Genomic DNA, 21860 nt, shown 5'->3' on the forward strand with positions numbered 1-21860 from the left:
CCGCCGATGCGCCGCTCGAGCTCGGCGGCGTCCCGCGAGAGCGCCGCGACCAGACCGGCGCGACGCTCGGCGTCCACCGCGTCGACGGCGAACGTCACGGCCATCGCCGCGACGGGCCAGCCCGCATGGTCGCGCACCGCGACGCCCACCGAGGCGAGGCCGGCGGTGACCTCGCCGTCCTCCCATGCATGGCCGCGTTCGCGCGTGCCGCGCGCGAGCTCCTTGAGCTCGCGGTAGCTGCGGGGAAGCCGCGGATCGTCGGCGGTGAAGGCCTCGCGCGACCCGAACAGCGCGCGCAGCTGGGCGGCCGGCAGCGCGGCGAGCAGCGCCCGGCCGCTCGCCGTCGCGATCGCGGGCAGGCGCACGCCCACGTCCGTGACCAGGGTGGGTCGCCGCGGCGCACGCTCCTCGACCACGTAGACGACGTCGCGCCCGGACAGGACCGCGAGGTGCGCCGACTCCCCCACGCGGTCGACCAGACCCGCGAGCACGGGCGCGCCCAGCCGGGCGAGGGGCTGGTGGCGGGAGTATCCGGAGCCCAACTCGTAGGCGGCGACGCCCACGCCGTACCGGCCCTCCTCGGGGAAGTGCACCACGTAGCCGTGCGCGACCATGACGGCGAGCTGCCGGTAGAGCGTCGCGCGCGGGATGCCAAGCGCGGCCGCGAGCGCCGCCGCGGTCACCGGACCGCGCTGACGCGCGAGGTGGGTGAGCAGCGCGAGGGCGTGGTCGACGGCGGGAGCGGCTGCCGCGGCGGGTGCGGCCGGCCGGCGGGACGGCGGCGTCTCGGGCATGACCCCAGTCTCACATATGAGACAGCGGGCGTCCGAAAGCGCACGGGGAGCCACCCTGGCGGCCCAAGCATGGACCCATGACCGTCCTCGCCTCCCCGACCGCCACCGTCACGCTCGGCGGCGCCGCCCCGTCCCTCGCGGACGTGGTCGCCGTCGCCCGCGACGATGCACGCCTCGCCCTCGACCCGGCCGCGCTCGACGCGATGGCCGCCTCGCGCGGCGTCATCGACGCGCTCGCGCAGGACCCGCTCCCGCACTACGGCGTCTCGACCGGCTTCGGCGCGCTGGCCACCACCTTCATCGACCGCGACCGCCGCGCCCAGCTCCAGCTCAGCCTGGTGCGCTCGCACGCCGCGGGCACCGGCCCCGAGGTGGAGCGGGAGGTGGTGCGCGCGCTCACGCTGTTGCGCCTGTCCACCCTGCTCACCGGCCGCACCGGCGCGCGCCCCGTGGTCGCTCAGACGTACGCCGCCATCCTCAACGCCGGCATCACGCCGGTGGTGCACGAGTACGGCTCGCTGGGCTGCTCGGGCGACCTCGCGCCGCTGTCGCACGTGGCTCTCGCCGCGATCGGCGAGGGCCTGGTGCGCGACGCGGAGGGCACCATCGTGCCCGCCGCCGACGCGCTGGCCGCCGCGGGCATCGCGCCCATCACCCTCGAGGAGAAGGAGGGCCTCGCCCTCATCAACGGCACCGACGGCATGCTGGGCCAACTGGTGCTCGCGCTCGCGGACCTCGAGCGCCTGGTCACCACCGCAGATGTGACCGCGTCGATGAGCGTCGAGGCGCTGATGGGCACCGACGCGCCCTTCGCCGCGGACCTGCAGGCGCTGCGCCCGCACCCGGGCATCGGCGCGGCCGCGGCCAACATGCGCCGGCTCCTCGCCGACTCGCCCATCGTCGCGAGCCACCGAGGACCCGACTGCACCCGGGTCCAGGACGCGTACTCGCTGCGCTGCGCGCCCCAGGTGGCCGGCGCAGTCCGCGACACCCTGGCCCACGCTCGCGCCGTCGCGGAACGCGAGCTCGCCGCCGCCGTCGACAACCCCGTCGTCACCGAGGACGGCCGCGTCGAGTCCAACGGCAGCTTCCACGGCGCGCCGGTGGGCTACGTGCTCGACTTCCTCGCGATCGCGGTCGCGGACCTCGCCTCCATGTCCGAGCGGCGCATCGACCGCCTGCTCGACCCCGCCCGCAACCACGGGTTGCCGCCGTTCCTCGCGCACGAGGCGGGCGTGGACTCGGGCCTGATGATCGCGCAGTACACCGCCGCCGGCATCGTGTCCGACCTCAAGCGCCTCGCGTCGCCGGCCTCGGTCGACTCGATCCCCAGCTCCGCGATGCAGGAGGACCACGTCTCGATGGGCTGGCACGCGGCGCGCAAGCTCCGACGGGCCGTGTGCGGCCTCGCTCGGGTGCTGGGCATCGAACTGCTCGCCGCCTCGCGCGGCCTCGCCCTGCGCGCGCCGCTCGACCCCTCCCCCGCCACGGCCGCCGCCGCGGCCGTCGTCACCGAGGCCGCCCGCCCCGGCCCCGACCGCTTCCTCGCCCCCGAGGTGGACGCCGCCGCCCTGGCCGTCCGCTCGGGCGACGTCCTCGCCGCGGTCGAACACCGCATCGGCCCCCTTCACCACGCCTGAGACCCCCGGGAGACCCCGCATGACCGCCACCGACACCGCCCGCACCGTCCGCGCCCCGCGCGGCACCACCCTCACCGCCCGCTCGTGGCAGACCGAGGCGCCGCTGCGCATGCTCATGAACAACCTCGACCCCGAGGTGGCCGAGCGGCCCGAGGACCTGGTGGTCTACGGCGGCACCGGCCGCGCGGCGCGCAACTGGGCGGCGTACGACGCGATCGTCGCCACCCTGCGCGACCTCGCCGACGACGAGACCCTGCTGGTCCAGTCCGGCAAGCCCGTGGGCGTGTTCCGCACCCACGCGTGGGCGCCGCGCGTGCTCATCGCCAACTCGAACCTGGTGGGCGACTGGGCGACCTGGCCCGAGTTCCGCCGCCTCGAGGCCGAGGGTCTCACCATGTACGGGCAGATGACCGCGGGCTCGTGGATCTACATCGGCACCCAGGGCATCCTCCAGGGCACCTACGAGACGTTCGCCGCGGTGGCCCGCCGGCGCGCCGAGCGCGAGGGCCGCGACCCCCGCACCGCCTCCCTCCAGGGCACGCTCACCCTCACCGGCGGCGCCGGTGGCATGGGCGGCGCGCAGCCGCTCGCGGTCACGCTCAACGAGGGCGCGTGCCTCGTGGTCGACGTCGACGCGACCCGCCTTGAGCGCCGCGTGGCGCACGGCTACCTCGACACGGTGGCGGCCTCCCTGGACGATGCGGTGGCCCAGGCCGTCGCCGCCCGCGCCGAGGGCCGGGCCCTGTCCGTGGGCGTGGTGGGCAACGCGGCCGAGGTGTTCCCCGCGCTGCTCGAGCGTGGCGTGCCCGTCGACGTGGTAACGGATCAGACCTCCGCGCACGACCCGCTGAGCTACCTGCCGGTCGGCTACTCGGTCGAGGAGTGGAAGGCCCGCGCCGACGCGGACCCGGAGGGCTTCACCGCCGACGCGCGCGCCTCGATGGCGCGCCACGTCGAGGCGATGGTCGCGTTCCAGGACGCCGGTGCGGACGTGTTCGACTACGGCAACTCGATCCGTGCGGAGGCGCAGCTGGGCGGCTACGACCGCGCGTTCGCGTTCCCTGGCTTCGTGCCGGCGTACATCCGGCCCCAGTTCGAGGAGGGCCGCGGGCCCTTCCGGTGGGCCGCGCTCTCGGGTGACCCCGCCGACATCGCGGCGACGGACCGCGCCCTCAAGGAGCTGTTCCCCGAGCACGAGTCGCTCCACCGCTGGCTCACCGCCGCGGGCGAGAAGGTGCACTTCGAGGGCCTGCCCGCGCGCATCTGCTGGCTCGGATACCAGGAGCGTCACCTCGCGGGACTCAAGTTCAACGCGATGGTGGCGAGCGGCGAGCTGTCCGCGCCGATCGTCATCGGCCGCGACCACCTGGACTCCGGCTCGGTGGCCTCGCCGTACCGCGAGACCGAGGCGATGAAGGACGGCTCGGACGCGATCGCCGACTGGCCGCTGCTCAACGCCCTGCTCAACACCGCCTCCGGCGCCACCTGGGTGTCGCTGCACCACGGCGGCGGCGTGGGCATCGGGCGCTCGATCCACGCCGGCCAGGTGGTGGTCGCGGACGGCACGGACCTGGCCGCGGAGAAGATTGCGCGCGTGCTGGTCAACGACCCCGGCACCGGCGTGATGCGCCACGTGGACGCGGGCTACGACCACGCCCGCGACGTGGCCCGCGAGCGCGGCCTCCGCGTGCCCATGATGGAGGACTGATGGGCCCGGTGGAGGCTGCGGCCGGGGGCGAGGCGCCGGCGGCGGAGGCCCCGGCCGCCGTGCTGCTCGACCCCGTCGCGGCCCTCGCGGAGCTCGCGCCCCTGGGCGCGGACCCCGTCCGCGGCGGCTGGTCGCGGCACCTGTTCGACGACGCGGATCGCGAGATGCGCGCATGGTTCGTCCGCACCGCGCGGTCGCTCGGCCTCGACGTGGAGGTCGACCGCAATGCGAACCAATGGGCGACGTGGCGCGCTGGGGGCGCCGCTGCGCCCGCGGTCGCGACGGGCTCCCACCTGGACTCGGTTCCGGGTGGGGGCCCGCTCGACGGTCCGCTCGGGGTCGTGTCGGGACTCGCCGCGGTCGCGCGGCTCCAGGCCGAGGGGCACCGCCCCGACCGCCCCATCCGGGTCGCGAACTTCGCCGAGGAGGAGGGCGCGCGCTTCGGCGTGCCCTGTCTGGGGTCGCAGCTGCTCGCCGGCGACCTCACGGCCGAGCGCGTCCGCGCGCTCACGGACACGGCCGGCGCCACGGCCGCGGACGTGCTCGCGGGGGCCGGCATCGACCCCGCGCGCATCGGCCCCGACCCCGACCGCCTCGCGGATCTGGCCCTTTACCTGGAGCTCCACGTCGAGCAGGGCCGTCAGCTCGCGCCGCTCGGGCACCCCGTGGGCCTCGCGACCTCCATCCTGGCGCACGGCCGCTGGCGCGTGACCCTCACCGGCCGCGGCGACCACGCCGGCGCCACCGAGCTGGACTCCCGCCACGACCCCATGCTGGTCGCGGCCGCCGCGATCCGGTCCGCGCGCGACCGCGCCGTCGCGGCCGAGCCGGGCACCCGCTCGCGCGCCACCGTGGGCAAGCTCCACGCGGTCCCCGGCGGATCCAACGCCATCGCCTCCGAGGTCACGCTGTGGCTCGACGCGCGCGCCGAGCACGACGCGGACGTCCGCGCCCTCGTCGCGGCCATCATCGGGGACGTCGAGGCGGCCTCGGCCGCGGAGGGCTGCGGGGTCGTGGTCGTCGAGGAGTCCTTCAGCACCCGCGTCGAGTTCGACGCCGACCTCACCGACCGCGTCGCCGCCGCGCTGGCGCCCCGCCTGGGCGACGTGCCTCGCATCCCCACCGGCGCCGGCCACGACGCGGGCATCCTTGCGGCGCACCTGCCCGCGGCCATGCTCTTCGTCCGCAACCCCGACGGCGTCTCCCACTCGCCCCACGAGGGAGCGTCGGACCAGGACATCCGCGCCGGCGTCGACGCCCTCGCCGACGCCCTGCGGGCCCTGACCTCCGGAGGCGCGGCGTGAGGATCGCCTGCGCGCGCCTGGTCCTGCCGGACCGGGTGCACACGGACGTCCTGGTCGAGATGGACGATGCGGGGGTCGTCACCGCGATCGGCCCCGCCGGGCCCGGCGACGGGTCGGGTGACGGGCCCGGCGACGGGTCGGGTGACGGGCCCGGCGACGGGTCGGGTGACGGGCCCGGCGACGGGTCGGGTGACGTCCGGGGCGCCGGCCTCGCGGCCGGCCCCCCGGACCTGAGCGTGGACCTGGCCGCGCCCGCCTTCGCCAACACCCACAGCCATGCCTTCCATCGCCTGCTCCGCGGCCGCACCAACGGCGGCGGGGGCGACTTCTGGCGCTGGCGCGAGCAGATGTACCGCGTCGCCGGCACCCTCGACCCGGACGGCCTGCGCGCGGCCGCGACCGCGGTCTACGCGGAGATGGTCGCGGCCGGCTACTCGGCCGTGGGCGAGTTCCACTACCTCCACCACGATCCCGACGGCACGCCCTACCCGGGCCACGCGATGGAGATGGCGCTCGTCGAGGCCGCCGAGGAGGCGGGCATCCGCCTCACCCTGCTCGACACGCTCTACCTGCGCGGCGGCTTCGGCACGGACCTCGCGGACGCCCAGCGACGCTTCTCGGACGGCACGGTCGAGCGCTGGCACGCGCGCTGGCACGCGCTCGACGATGCGCTGCGCGCCTCGCACCCCCACGTCACCCTGGGCGCCGCGCTCCACTCCGTGCGGGCCGTCGACCCCGCCCACCTCGCCGCCGCGGTCGCCGGGCTCCCCGGCCACGTCCCGCTCCACGTGCACCTGTCCGAGCAGACCCGCGAGAACGACGAGTGCCTCGCCGCCACGGGCCTCACCCCCACCGCGCTGCTCGACCGTGCCGGAGCGCTCGACGTGCGCACCACGGTGGTCCACGCCACGCACCTGAGCGCGGCCGGCGTCGCCGCCCTGGGCGCCGCCCACGTCTCCGTGTCCATGTGCCCCACGACCGAGGCGGACCTGGGCGACGGCCTGGGCCGTGCATCATCCCTGGCCGATGCAGGGGCCCGGGTGACCATCGGCTCCGACCAGAACGTGGTGGTCGACCCGTTCGACGAGCTGCGCCGGCTCGAGGGCGGCGCGCGCCTGGCCTCGCACCGGCGCGGCGTGTTCTCCCCCGCGGCGCTGTGGCGCGCGGGGACCGCGGACGGCCACGCCGCGCTCGCGCCGCTCGGCACGCCCGGGCAGGCGCTCGAGGTGGGCCGGCCGCTCGACCTCGCGATCCTCGACGCCCGCTCGGCGCGCACCGTCGGGAGCGACCCGCACGAACTGGTGCTCGCCGCATCGGCCGCGGACGTCACGGCGACCGTGGTGCGCGGACGCCACCGGGCATCGTCCGAGCTGCGCGGCCTCGCGGTCGACGCCTACCTGCGACAGGGAGTCCACGCATGACCGCGGAGGCCATCCTCAACATCGGCGCGCTCGCCACCCTCGATGACGACGGGCTGGGCCTGCGGCGCGACGCCGCCGTGGTGATGGAGCACGGCCGGATCGCGTGGGTGGGACCGTCCGCCCAGGCACCCGCGGCCGACGCGGCCGTCGACGCGGGCGGGCTCACGGTCATGCCGGGCTTCGTCGACTCGCACACGCACGCGGTTTTCTGGGGCGACCGCGCCGCGGAGTTCGACGCGCGCATGTCCGGCGCGCCGTACACCGCCGGCGGCATCCGGTCGACGGTCGCCGCGACGCGGGCCGCCACGGACGAGCAGCTCGCGGCGCGCACGCGCCACCTGCTCGACGAGGCGCTGCGCTCGGGCACCACGACCGTGGAGATCAAGTCCGGATACGGGCTCGACGTGGCCACCGAACGACGCCTGCTCAAGGTCGCGGCGCGCTTCACCGACGAGGTGACCTTCCTGGGTGCGCACGTGGTCGCACCGGAGATGACGGACCGCCGCGGCGACTACGTCGACCTGGTCGCGGGCGAGATGCTCGCCGCCGCCGCGCCGCTCGCGCGATGGATCGACGTCTTCTGCGAGGAGGGCGCGTTCGACGTCGAGGAGACGCGGCGGATCCTCGCGGCGGGGGCCGATGCGGGGCTCGGGCTGAGGCTCCACGCGAACCAGCTCACGGAGTCCGGGGCCGCCGCGCTGGGCGTGGAGATGGGCGCCGCGAGCATCGACCACTGCACGTTCCTGTCCGACGAGGACGTGGACGCGCTCGCCGCCTCCGACACGGTCGCGACGTTCGTGCCCGGCGCCGAGTTCTCCACCCGCCAGCCCTACCCGCGCATCGAGCGGCTGCGCGACGCGGGGGCGACGTGGGCGATCGCGTCCGACTGCAACCCGGGCAGCTCCTACACGTCCTCGATGCCGTTCTGCATCGCGCTCGCCGTGCGGGAGATGGGCATGACGCCCACGGAGGCCATCCGCGCGGCGACCGTGGGCGGGGCGCGGGCCCTGCGGCGCACGGACGTGGGCCGGATCGCGGTGGGCGCCCGCGCGGACCTGATCCTGCTCGATGCGCCCGATCCGGTCCACCTGGCCTACCGGCCCGGCGTCCACCTGGTGTCGCGCGTGTGGCGCGACGGGGCGGCGGCGACGGCGTGGGAGCCGCGCGGGGCCTGACGCTGCCCCCGCATCACCTGTCCCGCCCCGCGTCACCTGTCCACACGCGACCGACAACCAGCTACCCCTGGCGCGCAGCGACTCGCGGAAAGCGACCACCACGTACCCATTCGGGTCTGGGTGTGTGGAGGGGTGACGGGCGGGGCGTGGCAGGACGGGGGGCGGGGGCGGCGCGGGCTACACCGCGGCGGCGGCGCGCGAGCGCGCGATCACGCCCGGCAGCACGGCGAGCGCGGCGTCGACGTCCTCGCGCGTCGAGGTGTGCCCCATCGACAGGCGCAGCGCGCCGGTGGCGGTCCGCTCGTCGAGGCCGATCCCGGTGAGCACGTGGCTGGGCGCGAGCACGCCCGCGGAGCACGCGGACCCGCCCGAGGCGCACACGCCCGCCATGTCGAGCGCGGTGAGCAGCCCCTCCGAGGTGGCTCCGTCGACCACGACGCTCACGAGCCCGGGCAGCCGCGACTCCCCCGGCTGGGGCCCCGTGAGACGGACACCGGGGAGGGCGATCAGCCCGGCGAGCAGGTGGTCCTGCAGCGCGCGCAGGCGGCGGGCCTCCGTCGATCGCTCGGCGACGGCCTCCTCGAGCGCCACGGCGAAGGCCTGCGCACCGGCCGCGTCGAGCGTCCCGGAGCGGGCGCCCTGCTGGCCGCCGCCGTGAAGAAGCGGCTCGAGGCGCACGCCGCGCCGCGCGAGCAGCGCGCCGATGCCCACCGGGCCGCCCAGCTTGTGCGCCGTGACGGCCATGGTGGCGCAGCCGGAGGCCGCGAAGTCGACGGGGAGATAGGCGACGGCCTGGACCGCGTCCGTGTGCATCGGCACGCCGTGCTCGGCCGCGACGGCCGCGAGCGCGGCGATGTCCTGGACCACGCCGATCTCGTTGTTCGCCCACATGAGCGACACGAGCGCGGTGGCGTCCGCGTGCGCGGCAAGCTCGGCCGCGAGCGCCGCGGTCTCGACCCGGCCCTCGGGCGAGACGGGCAGCTCCACCACCTGGGCCTCGCCGCGGGCCTCGAGCCAGCGGAGCGGGTCCAACCCGGCGTGATGCTCGGTGGCGGCGGTGACCGCCCGCGTGCGCCGTGCATCGGCCCCGGTTTCCGTGCCGCGCTCCCCCGCCGCCCACATCAGGCCCTTGAGCGCGAGATTGTCGGCCTCGGTGGCCCCGGAGGTGAACGTGACCTCCGTGGGGTGGGCGCCGAGAGCGGCCGCGATCCGCTCACGCGCATCCTCGAGCAGCGCGCGGGCACGCCGCCCGGCGGCGTGGGTGGACGAGGGATTGCCCACCTCCGCGCAGGCCTCGAGCCAGGCCTCGCGGGCGCTGCGACGCACGGGGGTGGTCGCGGCGTGGTCGAGGTACGTCATGCGCCCAGTCTAGAAAGGCGAACGGCGCCCGCCCCCTTGCGGGGACGGGCGCCGTCGTGATGCGGGCGAGTCTCAGGCGGTTGCCACGGCGCGGGGCGCAGCTACGAGGCGGCGACCACCGTCACGTCGCCCACCTCGACGGCCGCGCCGGGCTCGCGCGCCCCCACCACGGTGAGCTTCAGGGCCTCGCCCGGGGAGAGCACCAGCGCGGCACCGCGACCGGACACCGCGACCATGTCGCCCTCCTGCGACCACACCACTCGCGACACGGTGCGGACCTGGGCGTCACCCGAGAGCGTCCAGGACACAGACCAATCGGCCACGTCCTCATCCGTCACGTTCTCGATGGTCACGACGGCACGGAACATGCCCGTCCCGAGAGGCGTCACGTCCGCGACGACCTCGAGCGGGTCGCCCAGGGACAGGCCCACGAGCAGCGGATCGTGGTCGGAGGTGCGGTACATGTCCGCCGCGAACAGCGCGTCGATCTGATAGTCGTTGTCGACCCAGATGTTGTAGTCGAGTGCCGAGGGCTCGTCCGCGTTGATGTGGAAGTGCTCCGCGCCGGTGACCTGCTCGACCATCGACGCCGAGGCGAAGATGTAGTCGAGCGAGCCCCACTGGCCGTCGAAGACGTAGGAGTAGCCGCCGCCCAGCTCGGCGTAGCCGGCGTCGCGCAGCGCCTGGATCGGGGCCTCCATCGCGTACGAGTTGAGGTCGCCGATGACGAGCACGTCGTCGTCCTCCACGCCCGTGGGGTACGTGGCGAGCCAGTCGATCATGGCCTCGGCGGCCGCGGTGCGGTTGGCGTTCCAGCAGCCGGCGCCGTCGCCCTGGTCGGCGTCGGGGCCGGTCGCGCCGGAGCAGCCCTTCGACTTCCAGTGGTTGGTGACCACGGTGAAGGTCTCGCCCGAGGCCGTCTCGACGAACGACTGCGCGACCGCGGGACGGTTGCGCGACGAGTCGAAGCGCTCGTCGACGGAGCTGTCGAGGATGGCGTGGTCGCCGGCCTCGGACACGACGGCCGCGTCGTACAGGACGCCCACGCGGATCGCATCGGTGCCCACCACGCCGGTGTCGACGTAGGTCCAGGTCGCGACGCCCAGGCGGTCGTTCATCATGGCGGCGAGGTGCGCGAGCGGCTCGACGCCGGGCGTGTTCTCGATCTCCATGATGCCGATGACGTCGGCCTCGAGGGCGACGAGCGCCTCGACCAGCTTGGACTCCTGACGCTCGAGCTCGAGAGCCGAGTCGGCGCCGCGGCACTCCATGTTCTGGTTCGCGCCGCAGATCCAGCCGCCCGAGCCCGTGTCGACGGTCGGGAAGTAGTTGAGCACGTTGAACGACGCGACCTTCACGTCCCCGCCCACCTCGGGCACCGCGGTGGGACGCTCGTTCGTGGGCTGGAAGTCGGGCGTCGCGCCGTCGAGGGCGACCGGGCGAACGCGGTACTCGGAGTAGCCGTACGTCATCACGCCGGTCATGCCGGTGACCGTGTCGCCGCCGCGCAGGGTGTTCTCCGCGGTGAGCGGCTCCCCGCCGCGGCCCAGGGTGACCGGAACCGGGTTGGTGCCGGTGAACGCGTCCTCGACGATGATCTGGTTGAGGTCGTTGGCCGCCTGCAGCGCGATCGCCTCGGCGCTGCCCGGCGCGTAGACCGCGGTCGGCTGCTGGAGGCGGTCGCCCGAGGACAGCGTCACCTGGCCGTACTGGCCCAGCTGATAGATCTCGGTCACGAACAGCTCCTGCCGGAACTCCACCAGCATGCCCTCGAGCGCCTCCGCGGCGTCGGACGACGCGAACGGCAGCGTGACCTGCGCGGGGGTGACCTCGTGGCCGCTCGAGAGGATCTGCACGGCCGCGGAGCCGATCTGGGTCTGGCCGTAGTACTCGGACACCACGCCGGTCACGGACACCAGGTCGCCGAGCGCGACGGCCGGGCCGGCGGGGTTGTAGACGAAGATGCCCTCGGAGGTGAGCGGGTTGCCGTCGTGGTCGCCGTCGCGCGACTGGACGTAGATGCCGCGCAGGCTGTCGCCCTGGTAGTCGCCGACGACGACGCCCTCGACGGTGACGGTGTAGCCCACGTAGGGGCTGATGTCGGTCTCGCCCTGCACCTTGCCGATGGGCAGCACGCCCTCGGTCACGGTGAACGCGGAGGCGACGTCCGCCTCCATGGCGTGGGCGACGGAGCCGTCGACGTCGGTGATCGACGCGGCATCGACGGTGAGGACGCACGCGGCGGCCTGCGGGAGCTCCGCACGGGGCGTCAGGGTGTAGACGTCCTCGGCGCCGGCGACGTCGACGGCGACCGGGGCATCGTCACACGCGAGGGAGAAGGCCCCGTCCGCGGCGACGACCGGCTCGGAGAAGGTCACCACGGGCGCGACGGACGTCGCGACCTCGAGGGCGCCGTCCTCCGGGACGATGCTCGTGACCGTGGGCGCGACGTCGACGGCGGTCGTGCCGCACGTCGTGTCGTGCGCGCGCAGGTGCTCGAACGTGTTCTGGCCGTACGCGGTCCACTCGACCGCGACGTCGAACGCGTCGTCCGGGTTGGCGTCGCCCGCGCAGATGTCCGCGTTGCGCACGAAGGTCTGCTCCGCCCACGGCGTGCCCGAGGGCCGGACGTCGACCTGCCCGAACGAGTCGATCACCTCGGTGCCGTTCTTCAGCAGCAGGCGGTCGTCGCCGTTGAAGTTGGTGACGGTGCCGGTCATGTCGCCCAGCGGCGCCAGGTCCGCGCCCGCGGACCCGTGGACCACCACGAACGTCTCGCCGGCGGCCAGGCTTCCCGACAGTCGCGTGGTGTTGTTGGGCCCCTGCGACTGGATGCGGTCGTTGGCGTACAGCTCGATCGAGTAGCCGGACAGGTCCACCTCGCGGCCGGTGCCGTTGTAGATCTCGAGCGCCTTGTTGTAGCTCGATCCCTCCACGTACTCGGAGAAGAACAGGTCGGGCGCGAAGGTGCCGCCCCCCTGCGCTCCGCCGCACGTGGTGTCATGCGAGCCGAGGTGCTCGAACGTGTTCTGGCCGTACGCGGTCCACTCGACCGCGACGTCGAACGCGTCGTCCGGGTTGGCGTCGCCCGCGCAGATGTCCGCGTTGCGCACGAAGGTCTGCTCCGCCCACGGCGTGCCGGAGGGCCGGACGTCGACCTGCCCGAACGAGTCGATCACCTCGACGCCGTTCTTCAGCAGCAGGCGGTCGTCGCCGTTGAAGTTGGTGACGGCGCTGGTCATGTCCGCCAGCGGCAGCAGGTCCGCGCCGGCCTGGGCGTGGGCCACGACGAAGGTCTCGCCCGCGCCGAGAGTGCCCTCCAGCCGGGCCGTGGTGGTGGGCCCCTGCGACTGGATGCGGTCGTTGGCGTACAGCTCGAGGGTGTAGTCGGAGAGATCCACCGCGGCGCCGGTGGGGTTGTAGATCTCGAGCGCCTTGTTGTAGCTCGATCCCTCCACGTATTCGGTGATGAACAGGTCGGGGGCGGCGGCCTCGCCCTCGGCCGCGGCCGGGAGCGAGGTCAGGATAGAGGCGCCCAGGGCGCCCAGGACGGTCAGGGCGCCGGCACGGCGCGCGAGGGTGGTGTGGTTCTTCACGGTCAGAAAGGCTAGGGAATCGGCACTGAGTGACATGCCGCACGAAGGAGAAACGTGCGTGAACGTTGCGCAAATGCTCGGTTTCCTACCAGTGTTGTACCTGGGGTTTTGTTTTTCTCGGCCAACAACAATCGCGGTGAGCGCCGCCCTCCCCAGCCGGCCCACGCATCGTCCCCGGCCGGGGCGCCCTTCCCACGCGAGCCCGCCCGCGCATCGTCCCGGGTCCCTTCACGTACCGTTGCGGGAGGTCTTTCGGAAGGAGAACACCCATGGCCGTCTGGTTCATCACGGGCTGCTCGACCGGGATCGGCCGCGCGACTGCGGAGGCCGCCGCCGCGGCGGGCCACCGGGTGGTCGCGACCGCGCGCCGCCCCGAGACGCTCGACGCGCTCGTCGCCGCCTACCCCGACACCGTCCTCGCCGTCCCCCTCGAGGTGCGGGACGATGCGCAGGTCGCCGCCGCGGTCGAGGCCGCCCTGACGAGGTTCGGGCACGTCGACGTGCTGGTGAACAACGCGGGCATCGGCTACTTCTCCACCATCGAGGAGTCCGACCCGACCGACGTGCAGGAGGTCATGGACGCGAACTTCTGGGGCACCGCCAAGGTCACCCAGGCGTTCCTGCCGCACTTCCGCGAGCGCCGCGCGGGACACATCTTCGCCGTGTCCTCGATCGCGGGCGTGCGCGGCTCGGCCGGGCTGGGCTACTACTGCGCCGCCAAGCACGCGGTGTCCGGCTTCATGGAGGCCCTCGCCGCGGAGGTCAAGCACCTGGGCATCACGGTCACGCTGCTCGAGCCCGGCCCCATCCGGTCGCAGTGGATCCCCTCGGGCGGCAAGAACCAGGAGATCATGCCGGACTACGCGCCGGTCATGGAGCCGTTCTGGACGCGCATCCACGCCCTGCCCGGCAACCAGCCCGGCTCCCCCGCCGCGGCCGCCGAGGCGATGCTGCGCCTGGCCGACGAGCCCGAGCCGCCGATGCACCTCATCTGCGGCACCCACGCCGTCACGCAGACGCGCAAGAAGCTCGAGCGTCTGGGCGCCGAGGTGGACCGCTGGGAGGATCTGTCCCTCTCGATCGACAGGGAGGACTGACATGGCCGGCATTCCCGGAGGCAAGGCGCTGCACGGGCTGGTGCACGCGGTGCTCACGCACGCGATGTCGACGCTGGGCGAGGGAGAGGAGCTCAAGCCCCTGCTGGTCGAGGAGACCGGCACCGGCGAGCGCACCATCCGCCGCTTCACCGCGCCGTCCACCGAGGCGGGCGTGAAGGCGGCGCGCAAGGCCGCGAGCGCGAGCCGCGCCGAGCGCGTCACCGTGTGCTGGCGGGGCATGGTGCGCGCCCGCGGCGAGCAGCACCACGCCGTCTACGCCGTCGCGCAGGAGCGCGGCCAGGCGCACGCGCACGTGTTCGTCCAGCGCATCAGCGCCCCGGGCGAGCCGCTCGAGACGCTGGGCAACCCGGGCTACATGGGCGAGAACGAGGCGCTGCTCGCGTAGCGCGGGTGGGGCACGCTCCGTGCCCCGCCCGCCGGCACGCGCCTACCGGGCCCGGCGCCGCTCCTCGATGCGCGCGATCGCCTGGGGCAGCACGTCGCCCAGGTCGCCCACCACGCCGAAGTCGCTGATCTCGAAGATCGGGGCGTCGGGGTCGATGTTGACGGCCACGATGGTGCCCGAGGCCTGCATGCCGCCGCGGTGGTGCACCGCGCCGGAGATGCCGCAGGCCAGGTAGAGCGCGGGCGTCACGGTGGTGCCGGTCTGGCCGACCATGTGCTCGTGCGAGATCCAGCCCTCGTCGGTCGCGTCGCGGGACGCGCCCACGGCGCCGCCCAGCACCTCCGCCATGCGACGCACCAGCGTGTAGTCGCCGTTGGTGCCGCGACCGCCGGAGACCACCACGGGGGCCTCGGCGAGCGGCACGCCCTCCGGCGCGGGCACGGGCTCGACGGAGACGACGCTCTCGCGCGCCGCGGGCAGGTCCACGGTCACCACGGACTCCGCCGCGACCCCCGGCACCTCGGCCGGTTCGGCCATGGTCGTGTTGGGCCGGATCGCCACGATCGCCCGCTCCGACTCGATGCGGGTGCGCACGTTCCACGTCGCCGCGAACACGGTCTGCGTGGTCTCCACGCGGCCGTCGATCATCTCCGCGCCCGCGGCGTCAACCACCACGCCGGCGCCGGTCGCGACCGCGAGGCGCGCCGCGATCTCCTTGTTGACGAAGGTCGACACCATCAGCACGACGGCGGCGTCCCCCACGGCCTGCTTGAGCGCGGCCGCCGCGCGGGACGGCAGGCGCACGTCCCCGGCGACGATGCGCACCTCCGCGGCGCCGTACGTGCCCAGGCGGGCGCCCTCGGCGGGGTCGAAGTCGTCGGCGAGCACCACGGCGACGGGCGTGCCCAGGCTGCGGGCGAGCGTCATCGCCTCGTAGGTGGGGCGGGTGACGGCGCCGTCGCGGAGCTCCACGAGGACGGCGACGGTGGCGGCGGTCATGCGAGGCCCCTCTCGAGCAGGAAGTCGGCGAGCTGGTTGCCGCCGTCCCCGGTGTCGGTGACGATCTGACGGTTCTCTCGCGGCGGCCGCTCCTCCGCGACCACCACGCGGGTGCGCGCGGCGCCCGTGCCCACCTCGGCCGGGGAGACTCCCAGGTCCGCGAGGGTCCACGTGGTCACCGGCTTGGTGCGGGCCGCCATCATGAGCTTGAAGTTGGGGTAGCGCGGCGTGTTGGCCTCGTCGGTCACGGACACGACGGCCGGCAGCGGCGCGCTCACCGTCTCGTGGGCGTCGGGCAGGTGGCGCACGATGGTCGCGGTGCCACCATCCACGGTCAGCCCGGACGCGAGCGTGAGCTGCGACCAGTCGAGCTCCGCCGCGAGCGCGGTGGGCAGCATCGAGGTGAGGCCGTCGAGCGCCGCCATGCCGGTGATGACCAGGTCGAGCGGGGCCTCCTCGTGGACCTTCCGCACCGCCGCCGCGATCACCTTGGCCGTGCCGAACACGTCCGAGCCGGCGATGGCCTCGTCCGAGACGTGCAGAGCGTGGTCTGCGCCCAACTGAAGGGCCTTGCGGACGGCGGCCACCGCATCGGCCCCGCCCACGGTGAGGGCGTAGACCTCGCCCTCGCCGGCGGCCTCCTTGAGCTGGAGGGCCGCCTCGACCGCGTTCTCGTCGAGCTCGTTCATCGTGCCGTCGTCGCCGGTCCGCGTGACAGCGCCATCCGTGAAGGAACGCTGCGACTGGAGGTCCGGGACGAACTTGACCGTCACCAGGATGCGCATGAGGGACAGCCTAACCGGGGACGATGCGCTGGCTAGGCAGGCCGGTACGTCACCCGGGCCACGCGGGCCGGGCCGCCCAGGGCCTCGAGACCCAGCATGCGGCCGGTGAAGCCGCCCGCGAGCTCGGTCGACAGGTGCCGACCGTCGAGCGACGCGAGCTCCACGAAGGCGCCCTCGCGCTCGAGGCCCAGGGCGACGGTGTCCGGGCCCGACCGGTGCGCGCCGATGCCCGGCGGCGTGGGGACGGCGCGGACGGCGAGCACGTCGCCTTCCCGGGCCGAGGCACGGGCCAGCACCTGGTCGAAGGGCGCGCTCACGGCGCGGGCGCGGAGCTCGCCGCCCACGCGCTCGATGCCGTACCAGTGGGTCGCGTCGATGCGGACCGACAGGCACGCGTCACCCTCGGGGACGTGGGCCGCGGCCTCCCAGCCGCGGTCGAGGACGCGCGCCGCGATCATGCGGAGCTGCTCGCCGTCGTCGGCGTCGCGGCCCGCCGCGAGCGCGAGCCCCTCGCCCGTCTCGCAGAACGATGCGGGGGCCTCGCCCGGCGCGACCCACCGGGGGTCGAGCGCGGGCCCGTCGAAGCGGTCCTCCCACGCGTGGTCGCGGGCGGGGACGTCGAAGGCGTCGTCGACGACGACGGGCCAGTCGTCGTGCCACTCGACGCCGGCGAGGAAGGCCTCGCGGCCCAGCACGTGGAAGCCGGGGAACGAGCCCTCCTGGCGGATGCCCAGGTAGACCGCGGCCCAGGAGCCGTCGGCGCGCTCGACCAGGTCCGCGTGGCCGGCGGCCTGGACCGGGTGCGCGAGGCTGCGGTGGCTGAAGACCGGGTTGGCGGGGTGCGATTCGAACGGGCCGCGCGGGTCGCGCGCACGCGCGACGGAGACGGAGTGGCCCTTGTGGGTGCCGCCCTCGGCCACCACCAGGTACCACCAGTCACCGCGGCGGACCAGGTGCGGCGCCTCGAGGTCGGCCAGGCCCGTGCCCGTCCAGATCACGGTCGGCTCGCCCAGGCGCGCGCCTGTGACGGGGTCGACGGCCACCTGGTGGATGCCGGCGGGGTCGTTGCCGCGCCAGGTGAGCAGGCACGTGCCGTCCCGGCCCCACGCGAGGTCGGGGTCGATGCCCGCGGCGCCCTCGACGTACACCGGCGCGGACCACGGCCCGGCCGGGTCCTCCGCGTGGACGATGAGCTGGCCGCGGTCGTAGTCGCGGATCGAGGTGGTGACCATCCAGAACCGCCCGTCGTGGTGACGCAGGGTGGGCGCGAAGATGCCCGAGCTCGCACCCGCGTCGCCCACGGGCGCGTTGACCACGGCGGCGTCGGGCAGCGCGTGGCCCACGAACTCCCACGTCACCAGGTCGGCGGAACGATGGATCGGGACTCCGGGCACGTACTCGAAGCTCGACGCGGCGAGGTAGTAGTGGTCGCCCGCGCGGCAGACCGACGGGTCGGGGTGGAAGCCGGGGAGGACGGGATTTGTCATGTCCCCCAACCTATAGGCGAGACGGACGATGCGGCGCCACCGCATCGTCCCTTCGAAGGGGCCACCCGGGCCCGGGGCGGCACGGCGTGACCCGCGTGGCGACGGGCGTGAAACACGGGTCCCGCGCCCGGCGCTCCTAGGATGGGCGCATGGCTTCTCCGACCGTTGCCCCCTCTCCCACTCCGCAGCGACTGGGCGTCCACCTGGTCGAGGGCGGCGCGAACGTCGCCGTATACGCGGCACACGCGACGGCCGTGCACCTGTGCCTCTTCGAGGACGACGACCGCACGGAGACCCGCATCGCGCTGCACGGGCCCATGAACGGCAACTGGCACGCGTTCGTGCCCGGGATCCGCGCGGGCCAGCGGTACGGCTTCCGCGCCTCGGGACCCTGGCAGTCCAAGCAGGGCCACCGCTACAACCCGGCGAAGCTGCTGCTCGACCCCTATGGCCGCGGCATCGAGGGCACCCTCACGCCCATGACGGATCCCGCCGCGAAGGCGCTGCTGAGCTCGCGCGACGCGACGGACTCGGCGCCGCTCATGCCGCGCTCCGTGGTGACGGAGAAGCCGTCCGGCCCGTGGCAGCAGCGTCACCCGCGCGTGCCGTGGGCGGACACGGTCATCTACGAGACCCACGTCAAGGGCTTCACCAAGACCATGCCGGGCGTGCCCGAGCACCTGCGCGGCACGTACGCCGGCCTGGCGAACCCGGCCGCGATCGAGTACCTCCAGTCGCTGGGCGTCACCGCGGTCGAGCTGCTGCCCGTCCACGCCTTCGCGCCGGAGCCGCACCTCGAGCACGCGGGGCTGAGCTCGTACTGGGGCTACTCGACGCTCGGATTCTTCGCCCCGCACGCCGCCTACGCCACCAAGGAGGCGCAGGAGCGCGGCGCGCAGGCCGTCCAGGACGAGTTCTGCGGGATGGTGGACCTGCTCCACCAGGGCGGCCTCGAGGTGATCCTCGACGTGGTCTACAACCACACCTGCGAGGGCTCCGGCACGGACCGGGTGCTGTCCTGGAAGGGCCTGGACAACTTCGTCTACTACCGCAACCAGCCGCACGCGCCGCAGCACTACGACGACACCACCGGCACGGGCAACACGCTCGACTTCTCCCACCCCACCGTGGTGAAGATGGCGCTCGACTCGCTGCGCTATTGGGCCACCGAGATGCACGTCGACGGGTTCCGCTTCGACCTCGCCGCCACCCTGGGCCGCACCATGCAGGGCTTCTCCTCGACCCACCCGTTCCTGGTGGGCCTCACGACGGACCCGGTGCTGGGCGGGCTCAAGCTCATCGCCGAGCCCTGGGACGTGGGTCTGGGCGGCTGGCAGGTGGGCAACTTCCCCCAGCCCATGACCGAGTGGAACGACCGCTTCCGCGACTACGCGCGCTCGTTCTGGCTGCAGTCCGGCGCCGCCGCAGGCGGCCAGCGCCACCACCCCACGGCGCCCGAGCTCGCGACGCGCATCGCCGGCTCGTCCGACCTGTTCGGCCACTCGGACCCCTACGGGATGCGCGGACCCGGCGCCTCGGTCAACTTCATCACCGCGCACGACGGCTTCCCCGCCTACGACCTCACCCAGTACAACCGCAAGCACAACGAGGCCAACGGCGAGGACAACCGCGACGGCACCGACAACAACCGGTCCTTCAACCACGGCGTCGAGGGCCCCACGGACGACGAGCAGATCCTCGCCGCCCGGCGCCGCTCCGTGCGCAACATGATGGGCACGCTTCTCATCTCCGCGGGCACGCCCATGATCTTGGGCGGCGACGAGTTCGGCCGCACGCAGGGCGGCAACAACAACGCCTACTGCCAGGACAACGAGATCTCCTGGTTCGACTGGGAGCACGAGCCGTGGCAGGTCGAGCTCCGCGAGTCCATCACGGAACTGCTGCGCCTGCGCCGCGAGAACCGCGTGCTGCGCCCCGAGCGCTTCTACGACGGCGTCGACCGCGACCCCACCGACACGCTCTACCGCGCGGACTCCGCGTGGTTCCGCGCCGACGGCGAGCACGAGGACGAGGACTGGTGGGAGGACCCCGAGACCCGCGTGGTCCAGTTCATGCGGTCCCTGTCGCGCACCGCGGAGGCCGACGCCCTGGTGGTCATCAACGGCGACCAGTGGGACGTGGACGTCACCATCCCGCGCGACCACGGCGCGCCGTGGCACCTCGCGTGGGACAGCGCGTGGGACTCGCTGTCCGAGCGGATCGAGCACGCGGTCGAGCCCGGCTCCGTGGAGACCGTGCGGTCGCTTTCGCTGCGGCTGTACCTCACGCGCCCGGAGGGCTGAGCGGGCCGCCGGCGCGCGCCCTGCGCCGTCACCTCTCCACACGCTTTCTTCACTGCTCCACACGCGCCCCGGCGTGTCGTCGGCGTGTCGCGCGCATATCAGCATTTTCGCGGCGAATTCGGGCCAGCGTGTGTGGACAGGTGACGGCTGGCCACCCGCCCCCGCGGACACCCCGCACGGATGGAGACGCAACACGCCGGTGACCGGCCCCGATTCGGGGCCGGTCACCGGGGTGTCGTCTCAGAGTCCGTGCGCAGTGTCCACGGCGACGGCACCGTCCGGGACAATCTGGACCGCTGCGTGAGCGCCGCCGCGCTCTGCGGGACGATGCGGACCGGTGGCGAGCGCTCCCGGCAGTCCTCTCTGTCCCGTAGCGCGCCAACACAGCGAATCCGCGGTCCTGAGGGTCCCGAACCGGGCTGCGAGCCCGGCCACAGACCCGATCACGAACCGGGCGCGGATCGGGAAGCGCTCGCGCCCCGGCGAGCGGCCAGGAGGGCAGCCGCGAGCCACTAGCGTTGGTGCCGCGCCCACCCCCGAAAAATGGAGCACCGATGCGGTCCAACGCCATCGTCTACGTCGACGCCGGATACCTGCTCGCCTCGGCGGCCACACGGTTGACCGGGAGCTCCTTCCGGCGCGGCATCCAGCCCGACTTCCCCGCGTTGATCAGCGTGGTCCGCGACCAGGCCGAACGGGTCGCCGGCCGTCCGGTGCTCCGCTCGTACTGGTACGACGCCGCCCCGCATCAGCGCCCGGACGACGACCATCGCGTGATCGAGATGGTGGAGCGCGTCAAGCTCCGCCTCGGACGCATCGGGACCGAGGGCCAGCAGAAGGGCGTGGACCTCAAGATCGGGCTCGACATGGTGACCCATGCGCGCAACGGCGCAATCGACACGCTCATTCTCATGTCGGGCGACGACGACCTGACGGAGGCCGTCGACCAGGCACAGGCCAGCGGGGTCGAGGTGATCGTGCTCGCCGTGCCCGACGCGGAGGGACGCCCGCACGGGGTGTCGCGCCACCTGCACGCGGCCGCCGACCGCCTCGAGGTCGTCGACCCCGACGGGCTCGACGCGTGCATCGTCCGGCGCCTGGCCGCCCCCACCCCGGCCGACGCCATCGAGGCCGTGCTACGCGCCCCAGCGATGAGCGAGCCCGCCGCGGACGAGCCCGCCGCTCCCGCCCTCCCCTCCAGGCCCACGCCTGCCGCGCTCGCGCGCCCACGCGCTGCCACTCCCGCGCCGGTCGCCGTGCCCGTCTACTCGTCGGTCTCCGGCGCGACGAGGACCGCGCCGACGGCGACCGCCCCCGTGAGCATCCCCGGCAGCGACCAGGTCGAACGTGTCGCACAGGCCGTCGTCGACGCGTTCGTGGCGTCCGCGACGCGTGCGCAACTCGTGGAGCTCCGCACCAACCGGCCTTCGATCCCTCGCGATCTGGACTCCGCGCTCCTGCACGACCTCTCCGACGCGCTCGACGTGTACACGCTCGACGACTTCGAACGACACGCCCTCCGCGACGCCTTCTGGGAGTGCGTCGAGGCACTCGAGGTGTAGCCGGCTACCCGTCCCGCGGACACTCCGCACGGACGGAGACGCAACACGCCGGTGACCGACCCCGATTCGGGGCCGGTCACCGGCGTGTCGTCTCAGATTCCGTGCGGAGTGTCCAGAAGAACGGTGCGGAGTGTCCGGAGGGAGCAGGATCGGGCGTCAGCCCTTGACCGAGCCCGCCGTCAGGCCGCCCACGATGTAGCGCTGCAGCGCGAGGAAGAGCAGCA

Annotated in this window: 15 protein-coding genes; 9 read left to right on the top strand and 6 right to left on the bottom strand. The window is 74.0% G+C overall.

Features of this window, described 5'->3' with window-relative positions; all coding sequences use genetic code 11:
• Positions 1 to 794, bottom strand: a 794-nt coding sequence (locus AOM03_RS05570) for an IclR family transcriptional regulator (protein ID WP_062379233.1), incomplete at its 3' end; no start/stop codon positions are given.
• A 77-nt stretch (positions 795 to 871) separates the two neighbouring features.
• On the opposite strand from AOM03_RS05570, the gene hutH reads away from it, so the two are divergent.
• From hutH to hutI, 5 genes are read left to right on the top strand one after another with little or no spacing between them, the layout of a single operon-like run.
• The gene (gene hutH, locus AOM03_RS05575; RefSeq protein ID WP_062378986.1) at positions 872 to 2434 is read left to right on the top strand and encodes a histidine ammonia-lyase; all 1563 of its coding nucleotides are present in this window, start codon (positions 872 to 874) and stop codon (positions 2432 to 2434) included.
• Positions 2435 to 2453: 19 nt separating this feature from the next.
• Positions 2454 to 4142: a urocanate hydratase gene (gene hutU, locus AOM03_RS05580; RefSeq protein ID WP_062378988.1), complete on the top strand. Its 1689-nt coding sequence runs from the start codon at positions 2454 to 2456 to the stop codon at positions 4140 to 4142.
• Entirely contained in the window at positions 4142 to 5446 is a 1305-nt protein-coding gene (locus AOM03_RS05585) for an allantoate amidohydrolase (protein ID WP_082092133.1), read from the top strand. Before hutU ends, AOM03_RS05585 begins: the two co-directional genes overlap by 1 nt.
• Entirely contained in the window at positions 5443 to 6867 is a 1425-nt protein-coding gene (locus AOM03_RS05590) for a formimidoylglutamate deiminase (RefSeq protein WP_062378991.1), read from the top strand. The genes AOM03_RS05585 and AOM03_RS05590 overlap by 4 nt, the downstream gene beginning before the upstream one ends.
• Complete coding sequence (hutI, locus tag AOM03_RS05595; RefSeq protein ID WP_062378994.1) at positions 6864 to 8042, top strand: imidazolonepropionase; 1179 nt, start codon at positions 6864 to 6866, stop codon at positions 8040 to 8042. Before AOM03_RS05590 ends, hutI begins: the two co-directional genes overlap by 4 nt.
• A 177-nt stretch (positions 8043 to 8219) precedes the next feature.
• On the opposite strand, the gene AOM03_RS05600 is transcribed toward hutI, so the two are convergent.
• Both AOM03_RS05600 and AOM03_RS05605 read right to left on the bottom strand, forming a co-directional pair.
• On the bottom strand, positions 8220 to 9401 hold the full coding sequence (locus tag AOM03_RS05600) for a cysteine desulfurase family protein (RefSeq protein WP_062378996.1): 1182 nt from the start codon (positions 9399 to 9401) through the stop codon (positions 8220 to 8222).
• Positions 9402 to 9502: 101 nt separating this feature from the next.
• Positions 9503 to 12997, bottom strand: coding sequence for an ExeM/NucH family extracellular endonuclease (locus tag AOM03_RS05605; RefSeq protein ID WP_062378999.1), 3495 nt, complete (start codon positions 12995 to 12997; stop codon positions 9503 to 9505).
• A gap of 269 nt (positions 12998 to 13266) precedes the next feature.
• On the opposite strand from AOM03_RS05605, the gene AOM03_RS05610 reads away from it, so the two are divergent.
• Positions 13267 to 14094: an oxidoreductase gene (locus AOM03_RS05610; protein ID WP_062379001.1), complete on the top strand. Its 828-nt coding sequence runs from the start codon at positions 13267 to 13269 to the stop codon at positions 14092 to 14094.
• Position 14095: 1 nt separating this feature from the next.
• Positions 14096 to 14500 carry a hypothetical protein gene (locus AOM03_RS05615; RefSeq protein ID WP_062379003.1) on the top strand — a complete coding sequence of 135 codons (405 nt, stop codon included), beginning with the start codon at positions 14096 to 14098 and terminating at the stop codon, positions 14498 to 14500.
• A gap of 42 nt (positions 14501 to 14542) precedes the next feature.
• Here AOM03_RS05615 and AOM03_RS05620 read toward each other — a convergent pair whose 3' ends face one another.
• The 3 genes from AOM03_RS05620 to AOM03_RS05630 are packed head-to-tail and all read right to left on the bottom strand — an operon-like array spanning position 14543 to position 17771.
• Positions 14543 to 15499 (bottom strand): electron transfer flavoprotein subunit alpha/FixB family protein, encoded by a 957-nt coding sequence (locus tag AOM03_RS05620; RefSeq protein ID WP_062379005.1) that lies wholly within the window; start codon positions 15497 to 15499, stop codon positions 14543 to 14545.
• A complete protein-coding gene (locus AOM03_RS05625; protein ID WP_062379007.1) occupies positions 15496 to 16284 on the bottom strand; it encodes an electron transfer flavoprotein subunit beta/FixA family protein in 789 nt (262 codons plus the stop codon). Before AOM03_RS05625 ends, AOM03_RS05620 begins: the two co-directional genes overlap by 4 nt.
• A 32-nt stretch (positions 16285 to 16316) precedes the next feature.
• Positions 16317 to 17771: a glycoside hydrolase family 43 protein gene (locus AOM03_RS05630; RefSeq protein WP_062379010.1), complete on the bottom strand. Its 1455-nt coding sequence runs from the start codon at positions 17769 to 17771 to the stop codon at positions 16317 to 16319.
• A gap of 149 nt (positions 17772 to 17920) precedes the next feature.
• Between AOM03_RS05630 and glgX the strand changes: the two genes are divergently transcribed.
• Positions 17921 to 20074, top strand: coding sequence for a glycogen debranching protein GlgX (glgX, locus tag AOM03_RS05635; RefSeq protein WP_062379012.1), 2154 nt, complete (start codon positions 17921 to 17923; stop codon positions 20072 to 20074).
• Positions 20075 to 20628: 554 nt separating this feature from the next.
• On the top strand, positions 20629 to 21636 hold the full coding sequence (locus AOM03_RS05640) for an NYN domain-containing protein (RefSeq protein ID WP_062379014.1): 1008 nt from the start codon (positions 20629 to 20631) through the stop codon (positions 21634 to 21636).
• The last annotated feature ends 224 nt before the right edge of the window (positions 21637 to 21860 follow it).

It is taken from the genome of Demequina pelophila, from assembly GCF_000971175.1.
GTDB classification, from domain to species: Bacteria; Actinomycetota; Actinomycetes; order Actinomycetales; family Demequinaceae; genus Demequina; species Demequina pelophila.